The sequence below is a fragment of the Parasutterella secunda genome (genome assembly GCF_024733725.1).
Lineage (GTDB): Bacteria > Pseudomonadota > Gammaproteobacteria > Burkholderiales > Burkholderiaceae_F > Aphodousia > Aphodousia faecalis.
In genome coordinates this window covers 174,256-190,161 of record NZ_JANRHP010000003.1, presented here as the reverse complement: position 1 = coordinate 190,161, position 15,906 = coordinate 174,256, and the positions used below count along the sequence as shown (strand labels likewise).

At 46.2% G+C, this 15,906-nt stretch carries 15 protein-coding genes; all 15 read left to right on the top strand.

The genetic code is table 11. The annotated features are described in order from the left end of the window. Window positions 1-138 precede the first annotated feature (138 nt). The 15 genes from hutW (at window position 139) to NW199_RS04355 (ending at window position 15,903) form a co-directional block, all read left to right on the top strand. The gene (hutW, locus tag NW199_RS04425; RefSeq protein ID WP_258333743.1) at window positions 139-1,542 is read left to right on the top strand and encodes a heme anaerobic degradation radical SAM methyltransferase ChuW/HutW; all 1,404 of its coding nucleotides are present in this window, start codon (window positions 139-141) and stop codon (window positions 1,540-1,542) included. Window positions 1,543-1,594: 52 nt separating this feature from the next. After that, window positions 1,595-3,703 carry a TonB-dependent receptor plug domain-containing protein gene (locus NW199_RS04420; protein ID WP_258333742.1) on the top strand — a complete coding sequence of 703 codons (2,109 nt, stop codon included), beginning with the start codon at window positions 1,595-1,597 and terminating at the stop codon, window positions 3,701-3,703. Between the two features lie 21 nt (window positions 3,704-3,724). After that, window positions 3,725-4,267 (top strand): MptD family putative ECF transporter S component, encoded by a 543-nt coding sequence (locus NW199_RS04415; protein ID WP_258333741.1) that lies wholly within the window; start codon window positions 3,725-3,727, stop codon window positions 4,265-4,267. A gap of 3 nt (window positions 4,268-4,270) precedes the next feature. Continuing rightward, window positions 4,271-5,044, top strand: a complete 774-nt coding sequence (locus NW199_RS04410; protein WP_258333740.1) for an energy-coupling factor transporter transmembrane component T family protein — start codon at window positions 4,271-4,273, stop codon at window positions 5,042-5,044. Between the two features lie 17 nt (window positions 5,045-5,061). Then, on the top strand, window positions 5,062-6,558 hold the full coding sequence (locus tag NW199_RS04405; protein WP_258333739.1) for an ABC transporter ATP-binding protein: 1,497 nt from the start codon (window positions 5,062-5,064) through the stop codon (window positions 6,556-6,558). Continuing rightward, window positions 6,551-7,048 carry a heme utilization cystosolic carrier protein HutX gene (hutX, locus tag NW199_RS04400; RefSeq protein WP_258333738.1) on the top strand — a complete coding sequence of 166 codons (498 nt, stop codon included), beginning with the start codon at window positions 6,551-6,553 and terminating at the stop codon, window positions 7,046-7,048. Before NW199_RS04405 ends, hutX begins: the two co-directional genes overlap by 8 nt. Window positions 7,049-7,066: 18 nt before the next feature. After that, complete coding sequence (locus tag NW199_RS04395) at window positions 7,067-7,576, top strand: flavodoxin family protein (protein WP_258333737.1); 510 nt, start codon at window positions 7,067-7,069, stop codon at window positions 7,574-7,576. An 11-nt stretch (window positions 7,577-7,587) separates the two neighbouring features. Next, the gene (locus NW199_RS04390) at window positions 7,588-8,232 is read left to right on the top strand and encodes a MotA/TolQ/ExbB proton channel family protein (protein ID WP_258333736.1); all 645 of its coding nucleotides are present in this window, start codon (window positions 7,588-7,590) and stop codon (window positions 8,230-8,232) included. Continuing rightward, complete coding sequence (locus tag NW199_RS04385) at window positions 8,233-8,637, top strand: ExbD/TolR family protein (protein WP_258333735.1); 405 nt, start codon at window positions 8,233-8,235, stop codon at window positions 8,635-8,637. Continuing rightward, the gene (locus tag NW199_RS04380; protein WP_258333734.1) at window positions 8,634-9,359 is read left to right on the top strand and encodes an energy transducer TonB; all 726 of its coding nucleotides are present in this window, start codon (window positions 8,634-8,636) and stop codon (window positions 9,357-9,359) included. The genes NW199_RS04385 and NW199_RS04380 overlap by 4 nt, the downstream gene beginning before the upstream one ends. Before the next feature lie 5 nt (window positions 9,360-9,364). Further along, window positions 9,365-10,270, top strand: a complete 906-nt coding sequence (locus tag NW199_RS04375; protein WP_258333733.1) for an ABC transporter ATP-binding protein — start codon at window positions 9,365-9,367, stop codon at window positions 10,268-10,270. Window positions 10,271-10,272: 2 nt separating this feature from the next. Beyond that, entirely contained in the window at window positions 10,273-11,058 is a 786-nt protein-coding gene (locus NW199_RS04370; RefSeq protein WP_022473473.1) for an ABC transporter permease, read from the top strand. A gap of 85 nt (window positions 11,059-11,143) precedes the next feature. Further along, window positions 11,144-12,985, top strand: a complete 1,842-nt coding sequence (locus NW199_RS04365; RefSeq protein WP_258333732.1) for an AMP-dependent synthetase/ligase — start codon at window positions 11,144-11,146, stop codon at window positions 12,983-12,985. Window positions 12,986-13,024: 39 nt separating this feature from the next. After that, window positions 13,025-14,320 (top strand): coproporphyrinogen III oxidase family protein, encoded by a 1,296-nt coding sequence (locus NW199_RS04360; protein ID WP_022473471.1) that lies wholly within the window; start codon window positions 13,025-13,027, stop codon window positions 14,318-14,320. A 227-nt stretch (window positions 14,321-14,547) separates the two neighbouring features. Continuing rightward, the gene (locus NW199_RS04355) at window positions 14,548-15,903 is read left to right on the top strand and encodes a [Fe-Fe] hydrogenase large subunit C-terminal domain-containing protein (RefSeq protein WP_022473470.1); all 1,356 of its coding nucleotides are present in this window, start codon (window positions 14,548-14,550) and stop codon (window positions 15,901-15,903) included. The last annotated feature ends 3 nt before the right edge of the window (window positions 15,904-15,906 follow it).

Below are 15,906 nucleotides of genomic sequence, written 5' to 3'. Positions count from 1 at the left end.
TCGATAGTTTTTCTCTATCCAATAATTAGGATTTATTGAAAATTATCAAATAGATCCTTATTATTCGACTTCCATTGATAATGATTATCATTTCTAATAATGATTTTCTTAGTCTAATCTTTTTGATAAGGGCTGGTAATGCAGTTAAAAAGCCTTCATAAATCCTTTGAATCTTCCCAACGTTCCATGATGGGAAGCCAGGTCTCTGCGCTTGAGGACATGGTTAACTTTGAAGCAGAAATCACTGATAATCCCCTAAAGAACGCTTTCCGTGGAAAAGCTACCGTTCACACTCATATTCCTGGACAAAGTTACGTTGGAGATGAGGCTATTTCTGTAATTAAGAATCAATACAGATATAGTCGACAAGGTACAAGTTTGGCTTATATCCATATCCCATTTTGCGAAACGCGTTGTCTGTACTGCCTTTTTTACCAAAATCCCCTACAACCAGAATCCAGCCTTCATTACACAGATCTTTTAATCAAAGAATTACAACTTTGGAGCGATTTGGCCGCTCAAAATCATGAGCCAATCCATGCTGTTTATTTTGGCGGCGGCACACCAACTGCGCTTGAACCCCATGACCTTTATCGTTTAATTAAAGCCGTCAGAACCTATCTTCCCCTAGCCAACGACTGTGAAATCACTCTTGAAGGACGGATTCACCATTTCCCCGAAGAAAAAATGGAGGCTGCCTTTAAAGCTGGTGTCAACAGAGTCTCCCTAGGCGTACAAACTTTTAACACTCAAGTGCGTCAAACCATGCGACGTGTCGATGATCGAGACTCCATGATTCGATCCATCGAAAAACTCGCTTCGTTCAATCAAGCCAGCATTGTTTGTGACTTAATCTATGGCTTTCCTTATCAAGATATGGCTGTTTGGGAAGATGACGTCAAAACCGCCATTTCTTTGCCTTTGGACGGAGTGGACTGTTACCAACTGAATGTCTTCGAAAAGTCCCCTCTTGGAAAATTCATCGCAAACGGCAAACTGCCTGCAGGAGCTGACAAAGAAGAACGAGGCGAGATGTTTGCCCGTTCTGTTGACCTTTTAACAAAAGCCCAGTGGCGCCGTTTGTCCAACAATCACTGGTGTCAAACCTCCCGCGAACGCAATATTTACAACCGCTTCGGTAAAAGCGCCGCAGACTGCCTGGCATTCGGTAGCGGGGCCGGCGGGAAACTCAATGGCTTTAGTTTCATGATCGAACGAAAGTACGACGAATGGGCTAAGAAAATTGAAGCGGGCATTAAACCGATTGCCTTTGCAAGTGCGCCGAGCAAGCACTGGCATGCCTTACGCACTGTCTCTTCTGAAATGGAACTCGGACGTATCAATATGCGTTGCCTTAGTGATGTTTATTCACTGCCTCTTCAACAGCTCAGTCAAGATGTCTTTGATCAATGGACCCAAGCCGGACTGATCACTCCGGTAGGAGACTGGATGGTACAGACCATTGCCGGTCAATTCTGGCACACCACGATGGCCCAATTACTGGTCAACGTTTTAGGCAAGCGACTAGCCCAAGCAAAGTAAAGATTTTTCAACCCAAAGAGAAAAGCTAATAACTGTTTCTCTACTGACTAAGATGACAAAAAGTCTCTCTTTCAAAAAAACAAGCCTCGCATTAGCTGTGGCCCTTTCTCTCCCTGTCATTAGCGCTCAAGCTGCTGAAAGTTATAAAGCTCAAGACGTTGTTGTGACGGCTTCCCGTGTTGAACAGCAACTTGCTGATGTCAATATGAGTGTTTCTGTTATTACCAGCGAGGAGATTGAGAAAAATTCTGGCGCGAAAACTATTGCTGACTTATTGGAATCCACAGTTCCGGGCGTCCGCGTTACTAACGACGGAGGTCAGGGACTTGACCGTGTATCTATTCGTGGTGAAGGGACCTTTAGAACCGTTGTCATGATTGATGGACAAAGAATGTCGGAACAAAAATCCATGTCCGGTGTTCCATTGCTCATTGATCCGTCTCAAGTTGAACGAATTGAAGTAATTCGCGGACCGGCCTCTGTTTTATACGGCTCTGATGCTATTGGCGGAGCGATCAACATCATCACTAAAAAGGGTGGGAAAAAGCCTTTTGAAGCATCTGTTTCTGCAGGATTTGATTCTTCCTCAAATGGAAAGAGTGCATCAGCAAGTATTTTTGGCACACACAACGGTTGGAACTACAGAATTGGCGCCTCAACGATAAATAATGATGATCTCGACACCCCTGTTGGAGAATTGAACCATACTGCATCCAATACCAAAGCCGCAGATCTTTTCCTTTCATACGATATCGATCCGAATAAAACAATCGGCTTTAGCTTTAACCACTTTGACCTGGACTATGAGGGAACAGACATATCTACCGTAGCTCCAAATGAGTTTTGGGTAGAAGTACCAAAGTGGCAACGTACAAAAGGCGCCATTTTCGGAGAATTCAAAAATCTTTCGGAGCAATTGGTTCGGTTAAGACTGGATGCATACTACGAGAGAAACCATAAGGAAATGGTTAATCATGTTTTCCAAGATATTCCTGCTATGAACGTTTCTGTTCTATCGGACAATAGTGCAGACAATGTTACTAACACAACCAGTTTTTCCGCTCAAGCTGACTGGCAACTGGGAGATAACCACTACTTAATCACTGGTTACGAATTCTCGAATGATGATCTCGATGCTAGTAGCATATCCCAGGGACATAAACCAAAAATGGTGTCATTTCGTCCACCAATTATGACGACTATTCCTACCTTTAAGGATCAGGATTTTAACGGCAGTCAAACCAGGCATGCAGTTTTTGCAACCATGGAAAGTTCCCTGCTGACTGACTTTATTTTCAATTATGGAGTTCGGTACACATGGGTACAAAGCGATATGGATGTTCGCACTAATCGTGTGCTGAATAACGATCGCTTCAAAGTCGGAAAAGAAAAGTATGACTCTAGCGATGGAAAGGCAGTGTTCAATCTCGGCGCAACATGGAAAGCTACTGAGAATTTGAGCTTGCGTGCAAATTGGGCACAAGGGTACCGCTATCCTTTATTACAAGAATTATATGTAGATACTGCCATGGGTAATATGGATGGCGGCATTCAATTAGCAAACGAAAACCTCAAACCAGAAACTTCTGACAATTTTGAAATTGGAGCAAGGTACGGAAACGGGGTATTAACTTTAGACGCAACCGTTTTCTACACCAATGCAGATGATTACATTACTGCAATTGATATAAATGACAGAGATTCTCAGATGCAAAATGTTGCTAAAGCAGAAACTTTGGGTTTTGAGTTGGATGCGGGCATTAACATAGGAAATTTTGAACCCTATACCACTCTCACTCTTTTACGGCGTGAATATCAGGAAAATGGGATTAAGACAACGAAATCCGGTACACCTAAAGTAACTGCTCGTTATGGGGTCAGATATCAACGTGAGTACGATGGAGCTTTCTTCCGTACAGACCTTTTCGCAATTTCCCAAAGTGCCACAGAAAGTCACAATATGAGTGTTGATGAACCCACTATTACAAGCTATGGTGGAGCTACCACATTCAATTTAACGGGAGGTGTTTCATTTGGTCCTGAAAATGCTTACAGCTTAGATGCTGGCTTCTACAACATCACTGATAAAAAGTATCAGAACAACGGTTCAACCTACGAAGCCGGACGGCACTTCGCGGTTAAGTTAAATGCTAAGTTCTAAGCCCTTTGACGAGTGATGAAAATGACCGCTAAACCGGCCTATTGGAAATCGCAAGAACTCGTCATGATCGGAGTTTTTGCCGCCGCCATCAAGCTATCCTCTCTCCTAATAGCTTTGGCGGGCGGCGGCATGAACCCGGTCACGCTCATGCTTAAAAACCTCGTGTTTACAACACTCTTAATTGTCCTTCTCGCTAAGGTCAAAAAAAGCGGAACACTTCTGTTATTTACCGCCGTTTCAATGATCGTGAGTGTCCTTTTAATGGGCGGCAGCATTACGCTTTTGCCGGCCGCTCTCGTGGGCGCTCTTGCGGCTGAATTAGCTATTTTGATTACGGGCGGTTTTAAACACTCTTGGACAACATACGTGGGTGTAGCGGTTTACGACTTAGGAACAAAAATCTTCTCGATAGCTGTTTCTTATCTCATGATGCGTGAAACACCCGCCTTGGTGCTGTCTGTCTTACCGATTATTTTCATTGGATACTCAGGCTGTCTTCTGGGACTTTTTACAGGTTACCGAGCCCTGAAAGAATTACGCCACGCAGGCCTTGTCAGGAGCTAACACATGAATACTTCTATCCTGACACAGATCGACGCACGCACTAAATTATTGCTGACTCTGCTTGGCGCCATTACAACGGTTGCCTTTTCGAGTTTAGCTGCTCAATTAGTGCTCTTTGCCATGAGTCTCATCATGGCTCTGATGATTAAAAGAATCTCACTTATTCTTATTTTGTACCTACTGATGGCGCTCATGATGGGATTGGCTATCGGGTGCACGCTTGTTATAACGTTTTTCATCCCTGCTCTGGGAGAGATGACAGTACAGAATTTACTCATCCCCTTTCTTCGCGGTCTCACCATGATGAATCTCGTCATGGGACTGGCCCTTTCAACCAAGATTGAAAATATTATGGCAGCGCTTTCACAGCTTCGGCTGCCTTTTGTCATCACACTCCCCTCAACGGTAATGATCCGTTTTATTCCAACTTTTGCCCATGATGTCTCCCAAGTCTGGGAAACGCTAAAAATCAGAGGCTGGCAGTTAAATTTCAAAATGCTCTGCCTTCATCCACTGCTTTGCGCAAGGCTCATCTTTACGCCGATTCTCTTTAGAGCGCTCAAAAGCAGTGAAGCGTTAGGTGTTGCCGCCGAACTAAAGGGATTAGATCGGGGACTGGGCCAACACGCCGCCCGTGCTTTTTCTTCTGAACAAACATTCGATAAAAAAGATTGGCTGGCATTGGGTTTGAGTGTCTGCACCATCATCCTTGCCTTGATGGCTGAAATTTATTTGGGCGACTGGGGCCTAAACCCTAATGTCCCGAGAATGCCTTGATAGCGGGAGTTTTCGACATGATTAAATTCGATAACGTTTCTTACCGCTATCCGTTTCAAAAGACTTGGGCAGTTAAGAACCTGGATCTGGAGGTTCTGCCCGGCAAAGTTTTGTTAGTGACAGGCGTTTCCGGCTGCGGGAAAACAACGCTGATGCGGCTCGCTAACGGCTTGTGTCCGCATTACTACACAGGCGAAATCTTAGGGCACGTCACAGTCTTTGGTGAAGACTCGCAAAAAACTTCTGTTTCAGCCATTTCAGACAAAGTCGGTACTCTGTTTCAGGATCCCGAGGATCAATTCTTCGCTTTAAATGTCAAAGATGAAATGGGATTTGCTCTGAAAGTATCCGGAACTGCACCATCCGTTGTAAACGAGCGCATAGAGCAAGTCTCTCAGAGATTATCAATTGAAAATCTTTTATCCCACTCGATTTCTGCCCTTTCAGAAGGACAAAAACAGAGAGTGGCATTAGGAGAAATCTTAGTCTCTGAACCTCAGGCTTTAATCCTGGACGAGCCATCGGCCAACTTGGATCCGGAAGCAACCGATCGGCTCGCCCAGGAACTGCTTCGTCTGAAACAAGCAGGCTTTGCCATCCTTGTTGTGGATCACCGTCTTCACTGGTTAAGCCATGTCGCCGATGAAGTCATTGTGATGCAGCACGGAGAGATTAAAGAGCGAGGGCCCTTTGCAATTCTTGAAGACGCCGGTATGCGAAAGCGCTACGGTTTGCGCGAAGCCCGTGTAGAAGATGTTCGCAATACGCTGCCTGAAAAACATGTGCCGTCTCCCATATTGAAGACTGCGGATTTGACCTTTGATTACGAGAAGGCCAACCATCATTCAAAACTGGCAAAGTTCAAAAAACTATTCAAAGGAAATTCGAAGAATACAAACGATATTCTTCTCAAAAATATTCATTTTGAAGTGGGCTCCGGCATTACAGCCCTTATCGGTGAAAACGGCAGCGGTAAAACAACGCTTGCCAGATTAATTACAGGACTAAATGTCGGAACAGGCGCGCTTTACCTTAATGGTCAGCAAACCTCTGCCAATCAATTGTTAAAACATACAGGTCTTGTGCTTCAAAACGCAGATCATCAGTTACAGATGCAAAGCGTTCGCGAAGAAATTCATGCCTGCCTATTTGCTGCCGGCCAATCTCAATCCAGTGAGGAAACAATCGATGTTTTATTGAAAACATTCTCACTTGAGGAGCTTGCCGATCGTCATCCCCAATCACTTTCAGGCGGTCAAAAACAGCGACTGGTGATTGCCTGTGCCATGGCTAAAAACCCCGACATTTTAATTTTGGACGAACCCACCAGCGGTTTAGACGGCGCAAACATGAAACGTGTTGCCGATGCTCTGAGGGAGCAAGCCAATCAGGGCAAAGCTGTTTTGCTGATTACCCACGATTTAGAGCTCTTGACATTGTGTGCCGACCAAGCTCTGCGAATGAACACTTTAAAAAGAAAAGAATTATTTAATACGGAGAATCTCAATGGATAAACAAGAAAAGATTAACGAATTGATGAATGCTAAAAAGCCCGTTACTTTGGGGTTGATCGCTCGAGAATTGGATTGCTCTGATTTGGAAGCTGCCCAGGCTTTGCCATCTGAAAATTGTTCCTTTATCAAAGATATCAATATGTTTGATGACCTTTGGTCTGAAATGAGTCAGTGGGAAAAAGTCACGCTTTTCATTATCCATGAAGGCCATGTCTTTGAAATTCAATCCAAACTTTCTGCCGGAAAACGCGCCATGGGTTATTACAACATTTTGGCCAAGGATGCTGTCATCGGCGGTCATATCAATCCGGATTCCTTAGAAACCGCGGCTTTCATTTCAATGCCTTTTATGGGACGCGAATCCCACTACGTTGCGTTTTTCGGAAAAGATCAAAAGCTGCATTTCTGTATCTACGTCGGCAGAGAAAATCATCAGCTCATCGAATCGGTCAAAGAAGGCTTCTTAAAAGCTAAGGCCCAATTTTGCTAACCGAGAAGGAATATACGAATGTCTGCGCTCATCATTGTCAGCTCAATCACCGGAAACACCTGGAAAGTAGGCCAAGCTCTCACTGAAGCTTATCCCCAGTGCTCACTCAAACGAACAACCGACGTTTTGAAGTGCACTGAACTCTTGGATAAATACAACCGCATCATTGTTGGTTTTTGGTGTGACAAAGGCGGCCTTCCTCCGGATTTGGCCCAACTTGTTCCTTATATCCGAGGAAAATCCCTGGCTATCTACGCCACAATGGGCGGCAACCCGCAAAGCGAACGGGCAAAGGACTGGTTTAGCCGCCAGTGCAAAACGATTGTCGGAGAGGATCGTGACAATCGATTGGAAGTGACTTTCTTGTGTCAGGGAAAAATTAATCCTGTTTTGATTGAACAAATGCAAAAAATGCCCGGCTATAAAGAAACGCCGGAATCGGTTGCCCGCAGAGAAGAAGCGGCTAAGCATCCCAATGAAGAGGACTATCGAGCCGCTGCGGAAACATTCCGCGAATTTTTGGCATGAGGTCACTTGTCATGGAAAATTTACAGTCTCTTTACACATTAGTTGGTCCGGCTGGCGTTGCTCTGATTTTTGTGGCTTTATACGCTTTGTACGTCTCCGTGTGGCTTGTTGCTTATTTAAATCGTGTCTGGAAAAACTTCCGACGCGACTTTCTGGATCTTGAAAACGGTAAAGACCGCTGTTTGAGAAATATTGATCCGGACACCGCTAATCCGCTCATTCGCATCATCTACGACATCGTCGCCACGCACGGCTCCCACTCCGATGACATTCGAGCAGAGGTTGCTTACCTCTTTCATCGAAATTTCAAACGGGTTAGCAACGGCTTGGTGTGGCTCAAGCTCATCAGCGTCATTTCGCCTCTGCTCGGTCTGCTTGGAACCGTATTCGGAATGGTGGAAGTTTTCAAAACCCTGTCCTTTACAGAAGTGCCTTCCACTGAACTTTTAGCCGCCGGTATCTGGCAAGCCTTGATCACAACCGTAATGGGACTTTGTATCGCGATTCCTGTGTTGATGGTGTACTACGGCTTAATGCTGAAATTCCGAGGTTTTCATATTGAAGCGGTGGAACACAGCTACCGTGCCCTTGAGATTATGAATCGCATCCGTGGCAAAAATCACTCCCATGCGATCAATGACGACGAGGAAATGTAAATGAGTATTTTTGTGCCGCCCGGTCTTTCGCCTATTGATGACGATCCGCAAATTGATCTGACGCCTCTCATTGACTGTCTTTTCATGCTCATCATTTTCTTTGTCGTCACAATGAGCTTTTCCAAACCTGTTTTGGAAATCATGCTGCCAGAAAGTGAAACAGCTGAAGTCAAACGTGCCGATCGCCAGGTCAGTGTCAACGTGCGTGCAGACGGCTCCTACTGGATGAACAACCGACCGGCAACTCTGGCTGAAATCGAAGGGGCTCTTATTGCCACCCCGAATACTATTTTGAATATTCATATGGACGGGAAAGCCTCCTTTGACTCTTTTGTTCCACTTGTGGATTTAGCAAAAGAAAAAAATGAGGGACGCTTTGTGATCAGCACCCAAGCCAAGCAATGAAACCGATAAAACATATCGCTTATAACACGCTCAAACCGGGGCCGGACGATCGGCAGGCGACCTTTACGGCCAGACTGCTGACAAGTGTTATTTCAATGAGTTTGCTGACTCTGGCTTTTCTGCAGTTTTCTGATCCTCTGGCCATGCCTCAAAAAGCCAGTGTTGAACAGAATCCCGTTAAGCCCATTGAAAATGTTGCAACACCGTTGAAAAAAGAACCTCGCTGGGTGATCATGACTGTCCCCTCGAGTGCTTGGAAAATTCATTTGGAAAAGCCCGAGCCTGTCATTGAAAAAGTAAAAGAAGAACCGAAACCCGTTGAAGTCAAGCCCAAAGAAAAACCAAAGGTTGAAAAAAAGCCGGTAACTGCACCGCGGAAAGCGGTGAAAAAAAGTGTCGGCAGTGCCAAGCAGGCGCCGAGTACAAGCGGAGCAGGACAAACAAACAATGAAATGTCCAATGTACTCCTGCAAATCGTACAAGTCATTGAGCAGCACAAGCGTTATCCCAAACGTGCCCGCGATATCGGTCTTGAAGGTGAAACACTTTTGATCGTCACCATTGATGCCTCAGGACTGGTGACCGATTATCGTCTTAAGGATGGAGGAAACGCACTCTTTAGACGAGCAACTCTGTCGGCTGCCCAACATTTGAAAGGTTTAAAAACCCAGGTACGCCGTGCGGCTACTTTAGAAATTCCGGTTCGATATGAAATTGATTGATCGGTATGAGTTCAAACATCATTGATATTGAAAATTTGCACAAAACATACGCAAACGGATTTGAAGCACTCAAAGGCATTTCTCTTCAAATCCAAGAAGGTGCTTTTTTCGGTCTTTTAGGTCCGAACGGCGCCGGTAAGTCCACATTAATAAATTCTATGGTCAGACTGGTCAGACCTACCTCGGGGCATATCCGAATTGCGGGTTTTGACATCGCTCAAGATTCTGCCGATGCTCTGATGAACATCGGTGTGGTTGCTCAGGAGATTCTCTGCGATCCGTTTTTAACCGTCTATGAAATGCTCGCCTTCCAAAGCGGCTACTATGGACTCAAAAATAATGACGCCTGGATTGAAGAAATTATTGACAGTCTGGGACTGAGTGAAAAGATGCAGACCCCGTGCCGCTTGCTCTCCGGCGGCATGAAAAGACGCGTTATGGTCGCACAGGCTCTTGTGCACAAACCGCCCGTCATTGTGCTCGATGAGCCGACAGCCGGCGTGGATGTTCAGCTTCGAAATCAGCTTTGGCAATTCATCGAAAAACTGCACAAAAAAGGCCATACCATTGTGCTGACTACCCATTATTTGGAAGAAGCCCAAAATCTGTGCTCGGAGATTGCCATTATCAATCACGGGGAAATCGTCACAAGCGGAGCAACTGACCAACTGCTCAATTCTGTAGAACAAAATACCGTTCGGTTTCGCTTGGTAAAAGGCACTGTGCCCGAAACACTTCGTCCCCGTATTTTGCACTCTGAAGCACAAACCTTTGTGATGGGATTTTCGGATGCCAAGGATCTTGGCACTATTCTTGCGGCCCTTCAGGAAGAAGACTGCTGCATTGAAAATCTTCAAACTTCTCGTGCTACTTTGGAAGATCTGTTTATTAAAGTCACTCAATCCTTTTAAAAATGACTGTCCGCTCTCAAACTTTTTGTGCCCGTGATGCCTTTTTCACTTTATTGAAAAAGGAAATTATTCGATTCAAAAAAGTAGCCTTTCATACAATTGCGGCCCCCGTACTTTCTTCGTTGCTTTACCTGATTGTTTTCGGGGTAGCTCTGCAGGGTCGAGTACCGACCGACACTCAGACCCCTTATTTAGACTTCCTTGTGCCCGGGCTTGTCATGATGGCTGTTATGCAAAACGCCTTTGCTAACAGTTCTTCATCCTTTGTGCAATCAAAGATATCGGGGACACTCACTTTTTTACTTGTCACGCCGATGGGAAGCACCATGATCGCTGCTGCCTACATTCTTTCAGCCACATTAAGAGGACTGATTGTCGGGCTTTGTGTTTGGGCGGGCACTGCTATTTGGATTACACCCACGCTTTACTCTGTCGGTTGGATTTTTAGCTTTGCACTATTGGGGGCTTTCATTATGGCCGCCTTGGGCTTAATCACTGCCATTTGGGCAGATCGGTATGAACAAATGGGGGTGATCCAAACCTTTTTCATCATGCCCCTCACTTTTTTATCGGGTGTTTTTTATTCTTGCAAAGCACTGCCAAACCCATGGCAGGATTTAACTGCTTTTAATCCTCTTTACTACCTAATTGATGGTTTCAGAGGCGGTTTTTTAGGTCATTTTGAAACAAATCCCTTTATGGCTTCAATTTGGGGTATAGGTGCTTGTGCGTTGGTTTTTTCTGTCAGCATCTGGCTCCTGAAAACGGGCTACAAAACGAAAAACTAACTCACACAAATCGAACCTTGCCTAAAGAAATCCCTTTCGTCTTACAATAAGCGGGTTAAGAAAATTATTGTTTTTGAGGTTCATTGTGGCTATTGATTCCACCGAAATTCGTTTTCAGGCACTCAGCCAATTGAAGACACTTGATCAGTTCGTTCCCGCTCGAGCCAAAATTGCTCCCCACACAGAGGCACTGAGACAATTTGACCGTCGTTCCAATACGTGGGAACGCATTTCTTACAGAGACCTCTACGAACGTATTCAACAGTGGAGACGGGCTTTCAGCAAGCTTGGACTCAAGCGCGGAGACCGCATCGCTATTTTGCTGCCAAACGGCGTTGATGCCATTTGCTGCGATCAGGCCGTGCTTGCCAATGGGCACGTCCCGGTCCCGCTGCATGCCATTGATACTGCGGGATCCAGTGCCTTTATCATCGCTGACAGCCAAGCAACCGTTCTCGTTACAAACCGGCAGAGCCGCTGGGACTCCATCTACCTCACTCACACTGTTATGCCGGATTTGCGCAATGTGATTTTTACGGAAGAGTCCGCCCCCGAACCTCGACAAGACGGTGTGCATCATTGGGATCTGGAGTCTTGGCTTGCAACGGGCCACGGTGTAGAAGAGTTGCCTGAGCCGCCCACAGAAGATGACTTAGCTGCCATTGTTTACACGTCGGGAACGACCGGACGGCCTAAAGGCGTCATGCTCACTCATAAGAATGTTGTCAGTAACGTTATCAACACTCTGAAGACTGTTTCACCGAAGCCCGGCGACGTTTTCCTGTCGTTTTTACCGCTGTCTCACACTTTTGAACGCATGGCCGGCTACTACTTAGCGCTCGGTATGGGCTGCACCATTGTTTTTACCCGATCCATCCAACAGCTTGCTGAAGACTTCCGAATTGTGCGCCCGAATGTCATCATTTCTGTTCCCCGAATCTACGAGCGAATCTTTGCCAAAGTTCAAAATAAATTAGCTCGTGAATCCGGCTTCGTTCGATTCTTATTTAATTGGGCAGTTGATGTCGGATGGAGACGCTTTTGTAAAAAATACGGATTGCCTGCTCAAAAAGGCGGCGTAACCGTACTTGATCCCATCATTTGGCCGATTCTTGAACGATTGGTTTCAAAAACACTTTTGAATCAATTCGGAGGACAACTTCGAATCGCCATCAGCGGTGGTGCAGCACTCAACGCTAAAGTCGCCAAGGCGTTCTGCGGATTAGGTCTGCCTATCATTCAGGGCTACGGAATGACAGAATCCAGCCCCATCATCGCTGGTAATTCTCTTACCTACAATCACCCAAGCACAGTCGGCAAACCGTTACCCGAAACGAATGTTCGCTTGAGTGAAGAAAACGAAATTCAGGTTAAATCACCTTCTATCATGAAGGGATACTGGAATCGTCCACAAGCCACTCGTGAGGCCTTCACCGATGACGGTTGGTTAAAGACCGGAGACGTCGGAGAATTTGACCATGAGGGCTTTTTGCGAATCGTTGGTCGAATCAAGGAAATTATTGTTACAAGCACTGGCGAAAAGGTGCCACCTGCCGATTTGGAATTGGCGATTGAAATTGATCCTCTTTTTGACCAAGCTTACGTTATCGGTGAAAATCGGCCCTTCATTTCCACCATCGTTGTCTTAAACAAAGAAGAATGGTCAAAGTTAGCCGCAACTTTGGATCTGGATCCCAATGACCCGGAAAGTTTAATGGCTACGGTAACGCGCAATGCCGTCTTGAAACGCATAAAGACTGCCGTCAAAGATTTCCCGCAGTATGCCTTGCCGAGAAATGTCCATATGACGCTTGAACCTTGGACTATTGAAAATGGCTTGATGACCCCGACGCTCAAACTCAAACGAAAGGTATTAGCGGAAAAATTTGCTCCGCAAATTCAAGCACTTTACGCAGGTCATCGCTAAAATACGACCTTTCGCACTTGATATTAGAAGAACAACACTATGGCTGAACACGACAAATTATTACCGGATTGGATGATCGGATTAACCGACCGCATCATGAAGTACTACATTGACCGAGAACTCAATGTGGAGCCGATCATATTGGATCGGCATCCTGCTCCGCAGGAAGGTCATCAGTACATGATGTATGCCCATATTCCGTTTTGCCATACGTTGTGTTCTTATTGCACTTTTCACCGCTTTATTTTTAAAGAATACAAAGCTCGTGAGTATTTTGTAAGTCTGCGCAAAGAAATGCAGATGGCCCGTGATATGGGGTATGACTTCACGTCTATGTATATCGGCGGCGGTACAACAACCATTCTCGAGGATGAGCTCATTAAAACTATTGAACTGGCGCGCAAGCTCTTTCCGTCCATGAAAGAAGTTTCCTGCGAAACAGATCCTGCACACCTTGCCACTGAAAGCTTCAAACATTTGAAGGGACTTGTGGACCGTATGTCGGTCGGCGTTCAAAGTTTTGATGACAATATCCTTAAAATGATCGACCGCTACGAAAAGTTTGGCAGCGGTGAACAAATTTTCGAACGCATTCAGGCCGCTCAGGAACTCTTCCCGATCATGAATGTTGACATGATTTTCGGGTTCAGAGGACAAACCGAGGAAATTCTTCAGCGTGATGTGGACTTGCTGATGAAGTTAAATCCTCGTCAAATTACGACCTATCCTTTGATGGTTACCACGCAAACCAAAGCCAGCGTCCGCAACACCATCGCTGCTCCGAGCGCCGATCTTGCTGCACAGTACCGCATCATCCTGGATACGTTAGGCAAAAACTACAATCAGCTGACATCCTGGACCTTCGGCCGCTCTCACGATGAAGGTTTCGATGAGTATGTCGTTGACCATGATGAATATCTGGGTTTAGGTTCCGGCGCCTTTAGCTTCCTTGGAGACTCTTTATACGTCAACACATTCAGCCTTCGCCGCTACAACGAAAGAATCAGCCAAGGCAAAATGGGCGTAGAAAGACGAAAACGCTTCGATAAGCACTCTGTTTTACAGTATCGCCTGTTGCTGGGACTTTTTGCAGCGCGTCTGTCCCGCAAATATTTCCGTGATGTGCACGGCGTTGATTTGGATAAGGCGCTCTTTAAGGAAATGCTGGGGCTTAAACTGGCAGGCGCCATCAAAGAAAATCCGAGCAATCCGGACAATCTTATCGTGACCGATGCCGGCAAGTTCTTAGGGCTTGTAATGATGAAAGCTTTTTACTCCGGTATGGATAACGTACGCGCTGAATTGCGCAAACCTCTGTCAAGCATCGACATGTAATAAGAGATTTCTACCTCTTATGGGGTAGTAATTTTTTACCTATTTTTTTATTATTTTTTGTAAAAATTCTTTATAGTTCCACCGTTGTCGGATGGTATGCCGGGACCAAGGCGTGCCTATGACGACAGGAATTGTACGTACAATCCCTGAGTTTCAAGAGGACCTGTGCACAAGGCACTTGCCACTCAGAGATTCCATTTTTAGTAAATCTTGGGAGAGATTTAAACATGTCCAAAACGATTATGGTCAATACGTTTACTCCGCCGCCCAATGCGCACGGAGAAAACGGACCTGAATACGTTGGCAACCTCCGTCGCGGTGAATTGCGCGGTGTGATCAAGATCAACAAGGACAACTGCGTTGGTTGCGACACATGCCGTAAAGTTTGCCCGGTGCACGCCATCTCCGGTGGTCTGGGTGTTGTCCACTCCATCCGTGAAGACGCTTGCTTGGCCTGCGGCCAATGCTTGATCGCTTGCCCCTTCAACGCGATCGAACAAATGAGCTTTGTTGATGAAGTCATGAAGATGCTCGATGACCCCAACAAGCTCGTAGTTGCTCACCCGTCTCCTGCCGTTCGTGTTTCCGTCGGTGAAGAATTCGGCGCTAAGGCCGGTGAATTGGTCACCGAACAATTCGTGAACGCTTTGGAAAAGGCCGGCTTCACCACCTATGACGTGAACCAATCGGCTGACCAAACCATCATGGAAGAAGGTTTTGAGTTCATCAACAAGATCCGTTATTGGGTCTTGGGCGAACGCGGCCCTGAACTCGAAGAAGCTGCCAAGCACCCCTTCCCGCATTTCACGAGCTGCTGCCCTGCTTGGGTTAAGAACGTTGAAACGTTCCACCCGGGCTTGCTGCCCCACTTGTCTACGGCTAAGAGCCCGATTCAGATGGGTGGTCCGGTTGCTAAGACCTGGGCTGCTGAATACGTTTGGAAGAAAGATCCCCGCGACATTTATGTCGTAGCTGTGACACCTTGCACCGCCAAGATCTTTGAAGCTGCCCGTCCGGAAATGAATGCCGCCTGGCATCACTTGGTTGAAACCGGCAAGATCCCGGCTAACACCCCCTCTTTCCAAGACGTCGATGCTGTTGTGACGGCTCGCGAAATTGCTGAAATTTTCCGTCGTAAAGGCATCAATCCGTTGGAAATGCCGAAGACTCGTGAACGCAGCACGATGGAAATCTACACCGGTGCCGGTACCATCTTCGGTGCCTCCGGCGGTGTGATGGAAGCTGCTTTGCGTACGGCTTACTTTGTGTTGGCCGGCGAAGAATTAAAGGATCCGGATATTAAGATCGTCCGTGGTCATACCGATGCAGTTGTGGAAGCAACGATTCCTGTGCCCATCAAGAAATTGGGCGGCAAGGTGTTCGAAGTCCGCGTTTGCGTCGTCAATGGTGCTTTGCAAGGCCTCGAAGGTGTTTTGCGTCGCATCAAGGAAGACAAGAACCGTTATCACTTCATCGAAGTGATGAACTGCCCTGGCGGCTGCGTCAATGGCGGTGGTCAACCGGTTCGCACTGACAGTGCAACATGGCTAAACCCCACGTTGCCCGTTCCTGTGCAAATTTAATTG